This is a genomic window from Streptomyces sp. NBC_00247, from assembly GCF_036188265.1.
Lineage (GTDB): Bacteria > Actinomycetota > Actinomycetes > Streptomycetales > Streptomycetaceae > Streptomyces.
In genome coordinates this window covers 501,248-517,853 of sequence record NZ_CP108093.1, presented here as the reverse complement: position 1 = coordinate 517,853, position 16,606 = coordinate 501,248, and the positions used below count along the sequence as shown (strand labels likewise).

The following is a 16,606-nucleotide window of genomic DNA, read 5'->3' as shown; positions in this document are numbered from 1 at the left end:
AGCGGGTCAGACGACGGCGTTGCGGTCCGCGTACTCGAAGACCGAGCCGTCCGGGTGGAGGGCGATCAGGTTGCGGCCGACGGGTGTCGGGACCGGGCCGGCGACGACGTGGGCTCCGGCCCGGGTCAGTGCCTCGCGGGCCTCGTCCACGTCCTTGACCGCGATGGTGGCCGCCACCTTGCGCAGCATCTCCAGCTCCGTCTCGGGCCCGCTCATGAGCAGGAAGCAGCCGATCGCGGCGACCGACACCCCGCCGCGCTCGAAGCGCAGTGCTCGGGTGCCGGTGATGCCCTCGTAGAAGGCCACCGAGGCCTCCAGGTCGTCGACGCAGACGCGTAGCGTGGTTCCCAGGATGTCCATGCGTACGAGGTTAGTTGGGTCTCCCGGACCGTGTGATCGGTTCGCCCCGGTCAGCCTCCCCGATGCGTGGCCGAGGAGGTCCGACCGGGGAGGCGAGGGTGTCCGGGAGGAATGGCCGGTGTCCGGTGGATCACGCCCGGGGCGACCCCGGCCGCCGGACACCACCCCGCCGTCTCATGCCCGGCAGAGCACCTCTCCGTGCGGCACCATGAACCAGCCGTCGCCCTCCTCGCCCCAGGCGCGCCACGCCGCCGCTGCCGCCGCGAGCTCCTCGGGCGTGGCGTGGCCGCCCTCGACCGCGTTCCGCGCGTAGGCGGAGCCGACCGTACGGTCCGCCCACAGCCCGCTCCACCAGCTCCGGCTCTCCGGTGTGGCGTAGCACCACGCGGCGGCGGTCGGCACGATGTCGGTGAAGCCGGCCTGCCGTGCCCAGGAGAGGAGCTTGCGGCCGGCGTCGGGCTCACCGCCGTTGGCGCGGGCCACCTGCCGGTACAGCGTCAACCACGCCTCCATGCCCGGAACTTCCGGATACCAGGTCATCGCCGCGTAGTCGCTGTCCCGGGCGGCGACGATCCCGCCCGGACGGCACACCCGGCGCATCTCGCGCAGTGCCTGTACGGGGTCGCCGACGTGCTGGAGCACCTGATGGGCGTGGACCACGTCGAAGGAGTCGTCCGGGTAGTCCAGCGCGTGGACGTCGGCGACGGCGAACGAGACGTTGTCCAGGCCGCGTTCGCGAGCGGCTCCGGCCGCCGCGTCGAGGATCTCCTGCTGGGTGTCGAGGCCGGTCACCACGCCCGGGGCGACCAGTGCGGCGAGGTCCGCCGTGATCGTCCCCGGTCCGCAGCCGACGTCCAGTACGGACATCCCGGGCTTGAGTTCGCCGAGGAGGTAGGCCGCGGAGTTCTCGGCGGTGCGCCAACGGTGCGAGCGGAGCACCGATTCGTGGTGTCCGTGGGTGTAGACGGCGGTTTCCTTCGGCATGCCGAGGTCCTCTCTCCGGGCGTGGCTGCGTGCGGTACGTCAACCGTACGCCGCCGATCGCATGATGAGATACGCGTCTTGTGATGTGAGACGTCTGGTGATGTGGGACGCGCATCCTGGGGGGAGAGAGGGCCCCGGTGGTCTCACACCGGCATGGGGCAGTAGACCGTCAATGCTTCGGGGAGTTTGTCGACGAGCAACTCCGTTCCTGAGGCGGCCACTTCGCCGTCGTACGCGTAGGGAGTCCCCGGCGGCAGCCCGGCGATCCGGACCCGGCGGCGGCGTTCCGCCGCGTGCACGGGGGAGCGGGTCAGCGGACCGGCCACGGCCGCCGCGATCAGGCGCAGCCCGGGGGTGCGGCCTCCGTGGACCACGCGTACGTCCAGCAGGCCGTCCGCGAGGTTGTGGCGCCTGCCGGGTGCGGGGCCGACCCGCTGGAAGAGGCCGTTGCCCACGAAGAGCAGCCACAACGGGCGCCGCTTCCCCTGGAGTTCCGCCTCCAGGGGGCGTTCCCCGCGCAGCACCTCGAAGGCCGCGAGCATTCCGGCCGGCCAGCCGCCGATGCGCGGTGCCCAGTGCTCCCGCTTCCGTACGAGCTCCGGATACACGCCGAGGCTGAACGCGTTGAGGAAGTAGCCGTCCGCCCCGTCGGGCCCGTGCGGGCCGGGGCGGAAGCGTCCGAGGTCGACCCGGACCGCGTCACCGGCCTTCAGGGCGGCCACCGTGTCGTGCACCGTCTCGATGCCGAGGTCGTACGCGAAGTGGTTGAGGGTGCCGCCGGGGAACACCGCCAGCGGGACCCCGTGGGTCGCCGCGACGGACGCGGCCAGGTTGACGGTGCCGTCGCCGCCGCAGACGCCGAGCGCCCGCCCCCTGCCGACCGCCCCGGCGAACGCGTCCGCCAGGTCGCCGGGCGCGCATTCCACCACCTCGGCCATCGGCAGTGCGTCCCGGACGAGCGAAGCCGTGCCCCTCGCGGTCCCCGATTCCTCGTTGACGACCACCACCAGGCCCTCGCCCGCGGGGAGCGACGGGGCCTGGGCGGGCGGCCGGCCCGGCGCGGGGAGCTGGCCACGGGTCGGTACCACCCCGCGCAGGGCGAAGGCCGCCCCCACGCCGAGTGCCGCACCCGCCACGACGTCGCTCGGATAGTGCACCCCCGTGTAGACCCGGGAAGCCGCGACCGCCAGGGCCACCGGGGCGACGACCGCGCCCCAGCCCCTGGATTCCAAGGCCACCCCGGTGGCGAACGCGGCGGCGGACGCGGCGTGCCCGGACGGGAAGGACGTGGTGATCGGCTGCCGCTTCAGCCGCCGTATCACCGGGACCGTGTCGAGCACCGGTCGCTCCCGGCGCACCGCGCCCTTGCCGACCGTGTTGATGGCGGCCGAGGCGAGGGCGAGCGAGGCCACGCCGCGCAGCGCGGCCCTGCGCGCCCGTGCGCTGCCGCCGAGCGCGGCGATGCCCGCGGCGGCGCCGAACCAGAGCAGGCCGTGGTTGGCGCTGCGGCTCAAACGGGGCAGCAGGGGCTCGGCGCCCGGCCAGTGCCGTTCGGCCACCCCCTGGAACGCGGTCAGGTCGCGCTGCTGGAGCCAGCCCCTGAGGCGGGTGGACGAGGTGAAGGTGGAGGGCAGAGGGCGTGTGGACATGGGTCAGCGGATACCCGGTCCGGCGGCCCTGAACCAGGAGGCGCGCTGCGGGAGCCGGCCGGAGGTGTGCCCAGGGGGCCGGGCGGGGGTGCTCGGTGGCCGGGCGTGACCGCGTCCTCCGGCGGCCGGGCCCGTGCGCGGAGCGGGCCGGGGGTGCGCGCGGGCCGGGCGTCGGAGGGAAGACGGTCCCGCCCGGTGGGAACCGGGCGGGACCGCCTCTGTCGTTCGGTCCGGCCCCTGTGCCCCCGGTGAGGGGCGCGGCCGTGGCGCCGTTCCGTCGGCTCCCGGGTCAGCCCGCGGCGCTCGTGCGACGACGGCGCGCGGCGACCAGCAGGACACCTCCGGCGGCCACCGCCGCGACTCCGCCGCCGAACGCGAGGCTCGTACCGGCGTCCGTACCGGTGGAGGCGAGCGGGCCGTCGCCCTGCGCGGTCATGTTCCCGCCGCCGTCCGAACCGCCGGAGGCGGAAGCGGAGCCGGAAGCGGAGCCGGAGGCGCTGCCGTCGCTCGTGGCGTCGCCGTCGGAGACGGGCTCGACCGTGCCGCCGACGGTGGACGCGGTGCCTGAGCCCGAAGTCCCGCCGGTCTGGGCGGTGCTGCCGGTGGCGCCCCCGCCGTCGGTACCGGTCGTTCCGTCGGTACCGCCGTCGCCCGCCTGTGCGGCGTCCTTCTCGTCCTGCTCGCGGGCCTCGTACTGTCCCGACTCCAGGAACGCCACGCGGTCCTCCGGAGTGCCCTTCAGCGCCGCCTCGCCGGCCTCCTTGACGTGCGGCCCGCCCATCTGGACGATCCGGGCGACCTGCACCTTGTTGTCCGTGTCCCGCGCCACGTGCTGGCCGGTCTCCAGGAACGCGGCTCGGTCCTCGGGCGTGCCCTCCAGCGCGGCCTTGCCCGCCTCCCGCACGTAGGTGCCGCCGGTGCTGATGAGCTGGGCGACGAGGACACGGTTGTCCTCGTCGCGGGCCTCGTACTGGCCGGTCTCCAGGAACGCGACACGGTCCTCGGGCGTACCGTCCAGAGCCTTGCTGCCCTCCCGCTTCACCCCGGGGCCGCCGACGCCCATGATGCGCGCGACGGCGATGCGGTTGTCCTGGTCCCGGGCGGTGTACTGGCCGGTCGTCAGGAACGCGCGCATGGCCACCGCGCCCCCGTCGATCGCCGCGCTGCCCCGCTCGGCCACCACGGAGCCCTTCCCGGACGCGGCGATGAGGCGAAGGATCTCGATCCGGTCGTTCTCCTCCTGGTCCTCACCCTCCGAGGACGACGCTGACGACGACGAGTCCGTGGCCGACGCCGTGGCCCGGTCGTCCGTCCCGGCCGCCCACGCGGGGGACGACAGCAGGAAGGCGGGCGCGACGGCGGCTGCGGCGAGCAGGGTGCCGACTCTGGATATCTTCAAGAAGAGCTCTCACTTCACCCAAGGAATCATCAAGTACGAGAGGTGAGTGTAGTGCGCGCGACTGACAAGAGCCCTCGACAATAAGCCGGTTGGGCACTCCGCGCGGTTCCTGACGCGTGGTCGGGCGAGGGCCGGAGGCGGTCGCGCCGGTAGGGCGGGGCCCGTACGCATGTGTCGCGGGGCAGCCCGGTGCGGGACCGGCCCCGGGCGCCCGCCGCGCGCGGGACCGGCCCCGGGCGCCCGCCGCGCGCGGGCCCGGCCGGGGTGCCCGCCCGGCGGGGGCGCCGGCGTCCTGTCCGGGACGGCCCTCCGGGCGGGCACACCGGCCGGAACCTCCGTATAAAGGCCTGAGAGCGGCACGTGGGGCGGAGGCGGACGAGCGTCGCGGCGGACGAGGAGGGCCATGCACCGGACCGAGTACGGCCCGCACGGTGCGCGGGAGGATCACGGGCCGGTCCGTTACGGCCCGCCCGTCCCCGACCCTGGGCTTCCCGCCCTGCCCGAGCTCGTCGGCGTGCTGGCCGCCGCGGCCGGGGACACCCGGCCGGAACCCCCGGGCGGCGGAACGGTTCTCCGGGAGGCGGCCTGCGCCTACTGGGCCCGGCGCGGACTCGGCGGCGACCCGTCGGACGTCGCCGCCGCCCCGGGCACCCAGGCACTGCTGCTGGGGATCGTCGCCGCGCACGGCGGCGACGTCCTGATGCCCCGGCCCTGCCCGGCGGCCTGGATTCCGCAGGCCCGGCTGCTCGGCCGGCCCGCCTACCACGTGCCGACCCCCGCCGAATGCGGCGGCGTGCCCGACCCCTACGCCCTGCTGGAGACCGTCCGCCGGGTCCGCGCCGAGGGCGGCCGACCCAGGCTGCTGGTGCTCTCGGTGGCCGACGACCCCACCGCCACCGTCGCGCCGCCCGAACTCGTCCGCGAGGCGTGCGAGGCGGCCGTCGCCGAGGGCCTCCACATCATCAGCGACGAGACCTGGCGCGACACCCTGCACCGGCCGCACGACACCGTGCTGCTCAGCCCCGCGGAGATGTGCCCCGACGACGTCACCGTCCTCACCGACCTCGCGGGCGCGCTCGCTCCGGCGGCCTGGCCCGTCGCGGTGGCACGCTTCCCCGCCACCCCCCGGGGTGCCGTGCTCCGCGCCCGTACCCTCGACGTCCTCACCGCGCTGGGCGCCCTCGTCGCGACGCCGGTCGCCCGGGCCGCCGCGAACGCCCTGCGGGAGCCGGAGGCGGTCACCCGCCGCGTCCGGCAGGCCGCACGGCTCCAGGCGCAGATCGCCGCCGCCGCCCACCGTGCCGTACTCGCGACCGGGGCGCTGGCGAGGCCCCCGCAGGCGGGCCGGCACCTCTACGCCGACCTCGGGCCGCTGCGCACCCGGCTGGCCGAGCGCGGGGTGACGGACTCCATGGAGCTGGAGGAGTACCTCACCGGCCGACTGGGCGCCCCGACTCCGGGCGGGCACCGGTTCGGGGACGAGCTGGGGGCGCTGCGGGCACGGCTGGGGACCGGCGGCCTCGTGGGGGCGACGCGGGACCAGCGGGCCGCGTCCCTCACGGCGGCGACGCCGCTGGAATTGCCGCACGTAGCGAACGCGCTGAGCATGTTCGCAGCGGCTTTCGACGAACTCCGGTGACGGGAGATTCCGCGATGACCGAACAGACCGGGCCTGTCCGTGCCGACGCGGACCGGGAGCCCCGAGGAGAACCCGGCGCGCGGACCGGGAGCCCGCCCGCCGGGGAACGTGTCTGGCCGAGGACCTTCGCCGACCGGCTCACCGCGCCCCTGCCGGGAATCAGGGCCATGACCCGGCTGGTCCGCGAGCGCTCCCTGCGCCCGGACGCCGCAGGGCTCAGGGGCGTCCACCTGCTGCCGTTCGATCCGGCGCCGCTGCCCCTGCCCGACCAGGACGCGGTCACCTGGGCCGGCCACGCCAGCTGGCTCGTGCGCATCGGAGGGCTGAACGTCCTCACCGACCCCGTCTGGTCCCGGCGGATCCTCGGCACGCCGGCCCGGATCACCCCGGTGGGTGTGGCGTGGGAGGCCCTCCCGACCGTGGACGCGGTCGTCGTCAGCCACAACCACTTCGACCACCTGGACGCCCCGACGATCCGCAGACTCCCGCGCGAAACGCCGGTGTTCGTGCCCGCAGGACTCGCCCGGTGGTTCAGGCGGCGCAGGTTCACCCGGGTGACCGAACTCGACTGGTGGGAGACGGCCGAACTGCGGGGCGTGCACTTCGCGTTCGTTCCCGCGCACCACTGGTCGCGGCGGACCCTCTTCGACACCTGCCGCTCTCTCTGGGGCGGCTGGGTCCTCACCGACACGACGAACGCCCCGGGGGCGCCGGGGCGGAAGGTCTACTTCGCCGGGGACACCGGGTACGGCCACTGGTTCCGGGAAATCGGCCGCCACCACCCGGGCATCGACCTGGCGCTGCTGCCGATCGGCGCGTACGCGCCCCGATGGTGGCTCGCCGACGTGCACACCGACCCCGAGGAGGCGGTGCGGGCGTACGAGGACCTCGGTGCCCAGGCCATGGCGCCGATGCACTGGGCGACGTTCCTGCTCTCCGCCGAACCCGTGCTGGAGCCTCTGGTGCGGTTGCGGCTGGCCTGGCAGCGCGCGGGCCACCCGCGCGAGCGCCTCTGGGACCTGCCCATCGGCGGCTCGCGCGCGCTCGGTGAACCCGCCTGACCCCGGGGACGGCCGGGTGCGGCCCGCGCGTCAGCCCCAGATGCGCTGCGCGTAGTCGGCGAAGTTCCGGCCGAGGATCTTCTCGATGCGCCCGGAGCCGTAACCGCGCTTCTCCAGCAGCCGGACCAGCTCGCGGAACTGGTCCACACCGCGCAGGTCGACCACGAACGGGTAGGTGTCGGCCCGTTCGCCCGCCGCACCGACGCCCGCTGCCCGGCGTTCGGCCACGTGCGCCGCGAGAGTGGCGGCGTAGGCGTCCAGATCGTCGATGGCGGTGACCGGCCCGTCGGTGCCTATGCCGACCGCGTCCTCGCCGCAGACGTTCACGGCGTGGGCGATGTGCTCCACCACGTCGGCGGCCGTGGCGTGCCCGGTGGGGTTGAGGAAGGGCATGAAGTAGATGCCGACGAAGCCTCCGCGCCCGGCGACCAGCCGCAGTTCCTCGTCCGTCTTGTTGCGCGGGAGGTCGGTGACCGCCCTGCACCCCGTGTGGTTGATGGAGACGGGCCGGGCGGAGATCCTGGCCGCCTCCAGGCAGGTGTTCTCGCCGCTGTGGGAGAGATCCACCATCATGCCGGCCTCGTTGACCGCCTCGACCACCTCGCGGCCGAACGGGGTCAGCCCCCGGTTCTCCGGCGCCATCGATCCGTCGCCCAGACGGTTGGCCTGGTTGTACGTCAACTGGAAGACGCGCACGCCGCGTTCCTGGAAGATGGCGACACGTTCGAGGTCCTCGCCCACGGCCACGCCGTTCTGGAAACCGTAGATCACCCCGATCCGTCCCTCGTCCTTCGCGCGGTACAGGTCGGACGCGGTACGGACGTGGAGCAGGTCACCGGGACGCGCGGCGATCAGCCCGTCCCACACGTCGAGTTCGTGCAGGGTGTGTTCGTACGGAGGCATGTCGCCCATCACGTACCCGAGGGTGATGTTGACGGCGTTCATCCCGGAGGCGCGCGCTTCGGCGATGGCCCGGCCGTCGACGGCCAGCTCGTCGATGGTCTGCAGGAGCTGGCCCGCTCCCTCGGCGGCTTCGGGGGCATTGGGGTTCTGCAGCTCACCGAGGGCGTTGACGATCAGCATGTCGTGGACGGAGGTCGTGTTCATCGGCCGTTCGTGCCTTCCGGGTCCGTGGTCGTACCGGCCGGGCCGGACGCGTCGGACGTGTTCGCCGCCGGGGCGCTCTCCTGGGTGAACTCCGAGCGGTCGAGGCGCAGTCCGCGCTTCACCACCGTGGTGACGGTGCGCAGATTGCGGATGTCCGCCAGTGGATCGTCCTTCAGCACGACGAAGTTGGCGAGCTTGCCCTCGGCGACCGTCCCCATGGAGTCCTCCGCGTCCATGCTGCGGGCCCCGACCAGGGTGGCCGACCGGATGGCCTGCGCTGCGGGCATGCCGCACCGCTCCACCAGGAAGACCAGTTCGTCGTGGACCGAGGGGTAGGGCTGCCCGGGGGCGGTCTCGTAGTCGGTGCCCGCGCTGATCTCGACACCCGCTCCGAACGCCTGCGCCGTCAGGGCCGCCGAGAGCTCCGCGTTGTCCCGGGCCCTGGTCTTCTCCTCGGGCGTGTCCGCGTCGTCGGCGAGCCAGTCCCAGAGCGTGTTCGTCGCGTCGAGCACCGTGCCCCGCTCCCGCATCCGGGCGAACAGCCCGGCCATCTCCGGATCGTCACCGGCAAGGAAGCGGTCCCGGTCCACCGGCGGCTTGTCCTTGTACGTGGTCAGCGCGCGCCCGGCGAACTCGTGCACCAGCAGGTGGACATGGGAGACCGAGTCCACCCCGGCCTCCACCACCTCGGCCGGGGAGGCGGGGAACACCGCCGCGTGCGCCCAGACGCCCAGCCCCTGCCGGTGCGCCTCGGCGGTGATCGCCGAGACCAGCGAGCCCGGCAGGTCCGCGTAGATCTTGACGGCGGTGGCGTACGTACCGGCGGCCCGGGCGACGGCCAGCGGCAGGTCGGTCTCCTCCGTGACGGCCTGCATCCACGGGACGTGGCCGGGCACCGCGCCCTGCGTGACCTGCCAGGTGCGCGGGTCGTCGAAGAACCCGGGACCGGCGGTCAGTGCCGCGTAGTGGATGTCCGGGCCGGGGATCTCCCCGACCAGCGTGGAGCGCGCCAGGTCGGCGACGTGTCGCAGGTCGTCGGCCATGTCGCGGATCGCCGTGACGCCGCCGTAGACCTGGCGGCGCAACGCGGCTTCGGCGACCGGGCGGTTGGGCGGGGTCGCGATGTGCTGGTGCGAGTCGATCAGACCCGGTACCACGAACGCGCCCTGCAGGTCGACGACTTCGGCCTCCGCGAGGAGGGCGACGGGGATCTCGCCGTCCGGCGCGACCGTCCGGATGCGATCACCGTCCACCACGATCGAGGTGGCCGGCCGCGCGGCCCCGCCGGTGCCGTCGATCAGCGTGGCACCCCGGTACAGCACCACCGTCCCCTTCGCCGGGGCGGCGAAGGGGACGGGAGCGCCGACATCCTCGTGAGCCATCGGGTCACACCTCTCCGTCATGTGCCGCACCGGCGGCCTGGGAAATTACATCTGTTGTCATGCTGGTTCCGTCTGTGGAAACATACGCTACCGTCCTTACTCCCGTGATCGGCAAGGGTTCGCCGTGAGAAGTCCCGGGAGGTGTCGACTTGAGGAGAGGGGTGGCCCGGACATGCCCAAGTCCGCCAGTTCGGCCGTCGACAAGGCGCTGGACCTCGTGGAAGCGGTCTCGCGTTCCGAACGTCCGCTCAGGCTGAGCGAGATCGCCGACGAGGTCGGGCTGCACCGGCCGACCGCCTACCGGGTCCTCGCCGACCTGGTCCGCCGAGGCTGGGTGCTGCGCTCCGGCGACCACTACCTGCCGGGCGCCGCCGCCCTCCGGCTCTCGCGCACCGCCGCCGCCAACTCCCTGGTGACGCTGGCCCGTCCGATCCTCGAAGCGCTCGCCGGCCGTACCGGCATGATGGTCAACCTCCAAGTGCTGGAGCACGACCGCTCGCGGGTGCTCGACGCGGTCCGGCCCGCCCGGCTGGAGATGATCAGCCTGCTCACCGACCGGACGCTGCCCGTACACCGGTTCGCCGGGCCGCTGGCTCTGGTCGCCGCGCTGCCGCCCGCCGCTCGCGCCCCCTACCTGCGGCCCGCCGCGGAAGCCGGACACCCGATGCAGGGCCCCGACGGACTCCTCGGCGACCTGGCCACGGTGGAGCGCACCGGATTCGCGGTGGAGCGCGGCCGCAACGAGGCCCTGGTCGCCTCCGTCGGCCGCGCCGTCCTCGCGGGCCCCGGCCGGCCGCTCTGCGCGCTCACCGTGGTCGGACCCGACGCGGAGTTCGACGAGCCGACGCTGGGTGCGCTCTGCGAGGCGCTCAGGGACGCCGCCGCCGCCGTCGCGGAGCTGCTGGGCGTGGGCACGGCGGCGGAACCCGGGGAGCGGACGGACGGGGGGGAGCACGTATGACGGACGAGGTGCTCGTACTGGACGCGGCGCGGACCCGCGCCGGGCTCGACCCGGACCGGTTGGCCCAGGCGCTCACCCGTGCACTCGTCGCGGTGGCGCGCGGGACGGTGTCCGCACCGCCGAGGATCGCCGCCGCGGCCCCCGCCGGCCTGCTCGGCGTGATGCCCGCCCACGTCCCCGGCCTCGGCCTCGCCGCCAAGCTGGTCTCCGTCTTCGCCGACCCCGCCGTCCCCGGGCGCAGCTCCCACCGGGGCGTGGTGGCCCTCTTCGACGAGAAGGACGGCCGGCCGCTGGCGGTGATGGACGCCGAGAGCATCACCGCCGTACGGACCGCCGCCACCGCGACGCTCGCCCTGCGCACGCTGGCCGGCCCGGACCTGAACCGGATCGCCGTGCTCGGCACCGGCGTGCAGGCGACGGCCCAGCTCGACCTGCTGGCCCGCCAGTACCCCGACACCTCCGTCGTGGTCGGCGGCCGGGACCCGGAGCGTGCCCGCTCCCTGGCCGCCCGGCACCCGCGCGCCACGGCCGACACCGTCGAGGGTGCCGTGCGCGGATCAGGCGCCGTGCTCTGCTGCACCGGCGCACGTGCACCGGTGATCCACCGTTCCTGGCTGGCCGAGGGCGCCCATGTCGGTTCGGTCGGCGGCTCCCACGGGCCGGAACTCGACGGGCCGACCGTGGACGAGGGCTCGCTCTTCGTCGAGTGGGCCGGAGCGGTCACCGCCCCGCTGCCCGCCGGGGCTCACGAGCTCCAGGGCCTGGCCCCCGACCGGGCCACCCTCCTCGGCGAGGTCCTGGACGGCAGCCACCCGGGCCGTCGCGGCGCCGCCGAGCTGACGGTATTCAAATCCACCGGGCACGCCGCGCTCGACGTGGCCGCGGCAGCCGTCGCGTACGCCGGGGCGCGGGAGGCGGGGAGGGGGATCAGCCTCACGTTCTGACTGGGGCCGCGCGGGACCGTGACGGGGCGGCCCGGGGCGAGGCCTTCCGGCGGCCGGGTCAGTGCCCGAACCGAGCCCGCAGGCCCCGCCACCCGGCGGGCACCCCGCTGATCAGCAGCGTCAGCGCCACCGCGGCCACCACCCCCTGCCACGGCTCGGGGAAGAGCGAGCCGCCCAGGATGCCGATCAGCTGATACGTGGCCGCCCAGGCCAGGCACGCCGGAACATCGCCCCGGGCGAACCGGTGCAGCGGCATCTCGCCCAGCAGGCACGCCAGCATCACCGGTATCCGGCCCGCCGGGACCAGCCGCGACAGCACCAGCACCATCACCCCGTGCTCGTCCAGCTTCCGCTGCGCCTGCGCCAGCCGCTCCGGGGCGGCCCGGTCGGTGATGACCTTCAGCCACTTCGACCCGTTCTTCGACCTGACCCCGCGCTTGCCGAGCCAGTACAGGCAGAGGTCGCCGAGGAACGCCGCCGTCGCCGCCGTCAGGAAGACGTACAGCAGGGAGAACGGCGAGGACTGGTGGAACGCCACCACGCCCGCCGAACTCACCAGCGCCCCCGTCGGCACCACCGGTACCAGGGAGCCCAGCATCACCAGCGCGAAGAGCGTCGGATACCCGACGGCCTGCTGGGTCCCCTCGGTCGGCAGCCGCACCAGTTCATCCACGATCACCGGCGGACCTCCGGCAGGACCCGTTCGCCGTGCGCCGGCAGATGGACCGCCACGTCGGGAGCCAGCAGCGCCGCCTGCCGTACGAACTCGGAGCCCGGCGAGTGGAACTCGTGCGGACGCACCCCGTCCATCCCGATAGGCCAGAACGTGCCCCAGTGGACCGGTACCGCGGAGCGGGGAGCGAGCCGGGCCAGGGCCTCCGCCGCCCGGGCCGCGTTCAGATGGCCGGGACCCAGATGGGGCCCCCAGCCGCCGACCGGCAGCAGCGCCACATCGACCGGACCCACTTCCTTCGCCATCTCCTCGAACAGACCGGTGTCCCCGGCGAAGTACGTACGCGCCTCGCCCTCCACCACGTAACCGAGTGCCGGAACCCGCTGCGGGCCGACCGGGAGGCGCCTGCCGTCGTGCTCGGCCGGCACCGCGCGTACGGTCACCCCGCCGATCCGTACCGCGTCGCCGGGCGCCACCTCGGTGATCCGCAGTTCCCGCATCCGCCGCACCACCCGCAGACCGGGCACCGCGCGGACCGTACCCTCCGGCACGATCAGCCGGGTGCCGCAGGCGACCCTGGCCAGCGACGGCAGGTGCAGATGGTCGGAGTGGAGGTGGGAGACGAGGACCACGTCGGCCAGCGCCGCCGACGCGGGTGGAACGGCGCCGGAGCGGCGGCGCAGATGCGCGAACCGGCGCACGAAGAGCGGGTCGGTCAGCACCCGCACGCCGGAATCCTCGATCGTGCAGGTGGCATGCCCCCACCAGGTGACCTCCACCGGCGCCCCGCCTCCTCTTCCACTTCCACCCGCCATGACGCTTTCGTACCGGCGTTCCGCGCTCGGCACGCTCCGACGAGCCGGTACGAGCCTATGCCTCCCGCACCGGGCGCCGACCCGGGGTCTGCCCCCTCCCACGGGACGTACACCTGTGCCCGAGGACCGGACCGTGAACCTCCGGGAAGGGCTGTGCGAAGCTGGTGGGCGGGCCCTGAAGGGTGTCCCGGGGCATGCCCCCGACCGACCGGCCCCGACGTACGGAAAGGCGGAGCGGGCGTGGGAGCCGGGCGATGGCGCAGGGCGGGCAGTGCCCTGCTGCGGGTGGCGGCCGTGTGGGCGGTCTCCACCCTGACGATGCTCGCCCTCGCGGGAGCCCTCCCCGACTTCCAGCTCCAGTCCGACGACGGCGACACCATCACCAAGACCGCGTTCACCGCCGCCTGGGGAGCGGGCGCCTTCGGACTGCTCTCCGCCCTCGTCTGGCCCGTCGTGGTCAGAGCCCTGCTGGTGGTCCCCGCGCTGGTCCTCGGCGCGCTGGTCTTCTTCCTCAACGGCTCCCTGCTGCTCGTGGCCCTCTGGCTGATCCCGGACGGGCGCGGCACCGCGAACCCGGAGACCGCCGTGGCCGTCGCCGCCGTGATGTCCGCCGTGGCCTCGGCGGCCTCCACCGCCCTCGCGGTCCGGGACGACGACGCCTACCGGCGGCGGCTCTCCCGCCTCGCCGACCGGCGGCGCAAGCGCGTCCCGGGCGACGCCGGGGACGGCCGGAGCGGTCCGCCGGGCACGGTCTTCATCCAGCTCGACGGCGTCGGCCACGACGTCCTCACGAAGGCCGCCGCCGCCGGACTGATGCCCACCGTGGCCGACTGGCTCGCCGATCCCGAAGGCCACCGGCTCACCCCCTGGCGCACCGACTGGTCCAGCCAGACCGGCGCCAGCCAGCTCGCCCTGCTGCACGGCTCCAACCACGACGTACCGGCCTTCCGGTGGTACGAGAAGGAGACCGGCACCGTCATGGTCTCCAGCCGCCCCGCCAGCGCGCTCGAACTCCAGCGCCGGGCCGTCGCGCGCACCCACGACGCCGGCCTGCTCTCCCTCGACGGGGCCAGCCGGGGCAACCTCTTCAGCGGGGGAGCCGACCAGCTCGCCCTCGTCCTCTCCATGGCCGGGCGGTTCGGCAAGGGCCGCAGGTCGCGCGCGGGGTACTTCGCCTACTTCTCCGACCCGGCCAACGCCGTCCGCACCGCGCTCTCCTTCGTCGCCGAGGTCGGCCGCGAGATGGGCCAGTCCACCCGGTCGCGGCTGCGCAAGGAGCACCCGAGGATCAAGCGCGGAGGGCTCTACCCCTTCATACGGGCCTTCGCGACCGTCGTCGAACGCGACGTCGTGGTCGCCGCCGTCATCGGCGACATGTTCGCCGGACGGACCGCCGTCTACGCCGACCTCGTCGCCTACGACGAGGTCGCCCACCACTCGGGGCCGTACAGCCGCGACGCCGACAAGGTGCTCGCCCGGCTCGACCGCTCCCTCGCCCTCATCACCAAGATCACCGGTCACACCCCGCGCGCGTACCGGATCGTGCTCCTCTCCGACCACGGCCAGAGCGTCGGGGAGACCTTCGCCGGACGGTACGGGCTCACCCTGAAGGACCTCGTACGGGCCGGCTGCGGCCTCCCCGTACCCAGGCGCGCCCAGCGCACCCTCAGCGCGTCCGAGGCCCGCGACGCGGTGCGCATCGCGCTCCACCGGCCCGTGCAGGAGACGGAGGCGGCGCCCGCCGCCGTCGCCGCCTCGGACCCGGTGGTGCTCGCCTCGGGGAACCTCGGACTGATCTCGTTCCCCGGCATCGGAGGCCGTGCCTCCCGCGAGGAACTGGACCGCCGCCACCCCGCTCTGCTCAGGACCCTGGCCAACCACCCCGGGATCGGCTTCCTGCTGGTCCGCAGCGAGGAGCACGGCTCGGTCGTCCTCGGAGCCGGCGGGGCCGAGGTGCCGGTGGCGGACCTGCGGGACGACGAGGGACCGCTCGCCGGCTTCGGTCCCGGTGCGGCGGACGCGGTACGCCGCACCGACACCTTCCCGCACGTCGCCGACGTGATGGTGAACTCGATGTACGACCCCGCGACGGGGCAGGTACACGCCTTCGAGGAGCAGATAGGTTCGCACGGCGGGCTCGGCGGCCCGCAGTCACGGCCGTTCCTGATGTGGCCGCGCGGCATGACCGACCCCCTCGACGCGCTCGCCGCCGAAGCGTCGGCGTCCGGCGCGGCGGAGCGGCCCGAGCCTGGCCCGGTGCCGCACCCCGGCGCGGCGGGGAAACCCGCGCCCGTCCCGGCACCGCACATCGGCCCGGTCGGGGCCGAGGCGGTCCACCGGGTGCTCAGGCGCTGGCTGCGGGAGCCCTCCGGACCGCAGGTGCCGCTGCGCCCCGAAGGACCGCCGGGCGTCACGTACGCCGACCGGCCCGTCCCCGGCGCCCGGGAGGCGGAAGGCCGCCCGGCCGCGGACGCCGTACGGCCGGAAGCCGACGGCCCGACCGTCCTCGGCCCGCGCGGCTGACCGCGGCCCTTACGACATCCCGTCCCTCAGGCCGACTCCCGGCCCACCAGCACCGAGGGGAAGACGACGGACGGCGCGGGTCCCTCGGAGGTACGTATCTGCCGCAGCAGCAGCCGGGCCATCTCGGCCGCCATCTCCTCCACCGGCTGGCGCACCGTCGTCAGCGGCGGATCGCAGGCCAGCGCCGCACTGCTGTCGTCGAACCCCACCACCGCGACGTCGGACGGCACGTCGAGACCGGCCCGCAGCAGGACCGGCAGCGCGCCCAGCGCCATCAGGTCCGACGCGACGAACACCCCGTCCAGGTCCGGGCGGTCGCCCAGCAGCCGCTTCATCGCCGACGCCCCGCCCGCGTGCGTGAAGTCGCCCTCGGCGCTCGGCACGTCCGTGATCCCGTGCGCCGCCAGCGCCTCCAGGAACCCGCTCAGCCGGGCCCGTCCCGCGGGCCGGTCCTGCGGACCCGCCACCGTCACCAGCCGCCTGCGCCCCAGCGCGACGAGACGGTCCGCCGCGAGACCCGCCCCGGCGTGCTGATCGGCCTCCACGTGCGTGAGCGGGGTGGGCTGCGCCGGAGCGCTCGCCAGCACGGCGGGCAGCCGGGTCCCGTGCAGCAGCCCGGGCAACGGGTCGTCGGCGTGCGAGGAGATCAACACCACCCCGTCTACGTGCCCCTGCCGCAGGTACGACAGCAACTGCCCCCGGGAGACCGCGTCGTCCGCCAGCATCAGCACCATCTGGATGCCCGCCGGGCGCAACACGTCCAGCAGACCGGTGACGACCCGCCCGAAGTGCGGGTCGGAGAACATCCGCCCCACGAACGGCTCGGCCACCGTGCGGCGTTCGCGCTCGGAGACCACCAGCGCGATCGAGTCGGTGCGCCGGGTCACCAGCGAACGCGCCGCGCGGTTCGGTACGTACCCCGTGGCGGCGACCGCCTCTTCGACGACCCGGCGCAGCAAGGGATCGACCGTGGTCGCCCCGTTGATCACCCTGGAGACGGTGGCGCGGGAGACACCGGCCACCGCGGCAACGTCCTCCAGGGTCGCGGGACGCGCGGGAGGTGACACATCGGCAGTCATGCAGCATTTATACCGGGAGCGGGTGCGGCC

At 74.4% G+C, this 16,606-nt stretch carries 14 protein-coding genes; 5 read left to right on the top strand and 9 right to left on the bottom strand.

The window, feature by feature from the left end; translation table 11 throughout:
• Nucleotides 1–6 precede the first annotated feature (6 nt).
• From OHT52_RS01950 to OHT52_RS01935, 4 genes are all read right to left on the bottom strand, one after another.
• Nucleotides 7–360 carry a VOC family protein gene (locus OHT52_RS01950; protein ID WP_328718344.1) on the bottom strand — a complete coding sequence of 118 codons (354 nt, stop codon included), beginning with the start codon at nt 358–360 and terminating at the stop codon, nt 7–9.
• A gap of 174 nt (nt 361–534) precedes the next feature.
• Nucleotides 535–1,344, bottom strand: coding sequence for a class I SAM-dependent methyltransferase (locus OHT52_RS01945; protein ID WP_328718343.1), 810 nt, complete (start codon nt 1,342–1,344; stop codon nt 535–537).
• 143 nt (nt 1,345–1,487) lie between these two features.
• Nucleotides 1,488–2,993 (bottom strand): bifunctional phosphatase PAP2/diacylglycerol kinase family protein, encoded by a 1,506-nt coding sequence (locus tag OHT52_RS01940; RefSeq protein ID WP_328718342.1) that lies wholly within the window; start codon nt 2,991–2,993, stop codon nt 1,488–1,490.
• A gap of 289 nt (nt 2,994–3,282) precedes the next feature.
• Nucleotides 3,283–4,392 carry an ALF repeat-containing protein gene (locus OHT52_RS01935; protein ID WP_328718341.1) on the bottom strand — a complete coding sequence of 370 codons (1,110 nt, stop codon included), beginning with the start codon at nt 4,390–4,392 and terminating at the stop codon, nt 3,283–3,285.
• A gap of 403 nt (nt 4,393–4,795) precedes the next feature.
• Between OHT52_RS01935 and OHT52_RS01930 the strand changes: the two genes are divergently transcribed.
• Both OHT52_RS01930 and OHT52_RS01925 read left to right on the top strand, forming a co-directional pair.
• Entirely contained in the window at nt 4,796–6,031 is a 1,236-nt protein-coding gene (locus OHT52_RS01930; RefSeq protein ID WP_328718340.1) for an aminotransferase class I/II-fold pyridoxal phosphate-dependent enzyme, read from the top strand.
• Nucleotides 6,032–6,045: 14 nt separating this feature from the next.
• Nucleotides 6,046–7,092 (top strand): MBL fold metallo-hydrolase, encoded by a 1,047-nt coding sequence (locus OHT52_RS01925; RefSeq protein WP_328718339.1) that lies wholly within the window; start codon nt 6,046–6,048, stop codon nt 7,090–7,092.
• 30 nt (nt 7,093–7,122) lie between these two features.
• Here the strand turns inward: OHT52_RS01925 and OHT52_RS01920 are convergent, their stop codons facing one another.
• Both OHT52_RS01920 and OHT52_RS01915 read right to left on the bottom strand, forming a co-directional pair.
• Nucleotides 7,123–8,199, bottom strand: a complete 1,077-nt coding sequence (locus tag OHT52_RS01920) for a dipeptidase (RefSeq protein WP_328718338.1) — start codon at nt 8,197–8,199, stop codon at nt 7,123–7,125.
• Nucleotides 8,196–9,581, bottom strand: a complete 1,386-nt coding sequence (locus tag OHT52_RS01915; RefSeq protein WP_328718337.1) for an amidohydrolase family protein — start codon at nt 9,579–9,581, stop codon at nt 8,196–8,198. The genes OHT52_RS01920 and OHT52_RS01915 overlap by 4 nt, the downstream gene beginning before the upstream one ends.
• 172 nt (nt 9,582–9,753) lie before the next feature.
• Here OHT52_RS01915 and OHT52_RS01910 point away from each other — a divergent pair, with 172 nt between their 5' ends.
• On the top strand, nt 9,754–10,542 hold the full coding sequence (locus OHT52_RS01910; protein WP_328718336.1) for an IclR family transcriptional regulator: 789 nt from the start codon (nt 9,754–9,756) through the stop codon (nt 10,540–10,542).
• Nucleotides 10,539–11,486, top strand: coding sequence for an NAD(P)-binding domain-containing protein (locus OHT52_RS01905; protein WP_328718335.1), 948 nt, complete (start codon nt 10,539–10,541; stop codon nt 11,484–11,486). Before OHT52_RS01910 ends, OHT52_RS01905 begins: the two co-directional genes overlap by 4 nt.
• A gap of 58 nt (nt 11,487–11,544) precedes the next feature.
• Here OHT52_RS01905 and OHT52_RS01900 read toward each other — a convergent pair whose 3' ends face one another.
• Together OHT52_RS01900 and OHT52_RS01895 are read right to left on the bottom strand one after the other, a co-directional pair.
• Entirely contained in the window at nt 11,545–12,165 is a 621-nt protein-coding gene (locus tag OHT52_RS01900) for a DedA family protein (RefSeq protein ID WP_328718334.1), read from the bottom strand.
• Complete coding sequence (locus OHT52_RS01895; RefSeq protein WP_328718333.1) at nt 12,162–12,938, bottom strand: MBL fold metallo-hydrolase; 777 nt, start codon at nt 12,936–12,938, stop codon at nt 12,162–12,164. The genes OHT52_RS01900 and OHT52_RS01895 overlap by 4 nt, the downstream gene beginning before the upstream one ends.
• 276 nt (nt 12,939–13,214) lie before the next feature.
• Between OHT52_RS01895 and OHT52_RS01890 the strand changes: the two genes are divergently transcribed.
• A complete protein-coding gene (locus OHT52_RS01890) occupies nt 13,215–15,497 on the top strand; it encodes a phage holin family protein (RefSeq protein WP_328718332.1) in 2,283 nt (760 codons plus the stop codon).
• 26 nt (nt 15,498–15,523) lie between these two features.
• On the opposite strand, the gene OHT52_RS01885 is transcribed toward OHT52_RS01890, so the two are convergent.
• Nucleotides 15,524–16,576, bottom strand: a complete 1,053-nt coding sequence (locus tag OHT52_RS01885; RefSeq protein WP_328718331.1) for a LacI family DNA-binding transcriptional regulator — start codon at nt 16,574–16,576, stop codon at nt 15,524–15,526.
• Nucleotides 16,577–16,606: the final 30 nt, after the last annotated feature.

Excerpts from the sequence above, each read along its gene's own strand:
- OHT52_RS01950 (WP_328718344.1), bottom strand. The coding sequence starts at position 360 with ATGGACATCCTGGGAACCACGCTACGCGTCTGCGTCGACGACCTGGAG.
- OHT52_RS01945 (WP_328718343.1), bottom strand. The coding sequence starts at position 1,344 with ATGCCGAAGGAAACCGCCGTCTACACCCACGGACACCACGAATCGGTG.
- OHT52_RS01940 (WP_328718342.1), bottom strand. The coding sequence starts at position 2,993 with ATGTCCACACGCCCTCTGCCCTCCACCTTCACCTCGTCCACCCGCCTC.
- OHT52_RS01930 (WP_328718340.1), top strand. The coding sequence starts at position 4,796 with ATGCACCGGACCGAGTACGGCCCGCACGGTGCGCGGGAGGATCACGGG.
- OHT52_RS01925 (WP_328718339.1), top strand. The coding sequence starts at position 6,046 with ATGACCGAACAGACCGGGCCTGTCCGTGCCGACGCGGACCGGGAGCCC.
- OHT52_RS01920 (WP_328718338.1), bottom strand. The coding sequence starts at position 8,199 with ATGAACACGACCTCCGTCCACGACATGCTGATCGTCAACGCCCTCGGT.
- OHT52_RS01915 (WP_328718337.1), bottom strand. The coding sequence starts at position 9,581 with ATGGCTCACGAGGATGTCGGCGCTCCCGTCCCCTTCGCCGCCCCGGCG.
- OHT52_RS01910 (WP_328718336.1), top strand. The coding sequence starts at position 9,754 with ATGCCCAAGTCCGCCAGTTCGGCCGTCGACAAGGCGCTGGACCTCGTG.
- OHT52_RS01905 (WP_328718335.1), top strand. The coding sequence starts at position 10,539 with ATGACGGACGAGGTGCTCGTACTGGACGCGGCGCGGACCCGCGCCGGG.
- OHT52_RS01885 (WP_328718331.1), bottom strand. The coding sequence starts at position 16,576 with ATGACTGCCGATGTGTCACCTCCCGCGCGTCCCGCGACCCTGGAGGAC.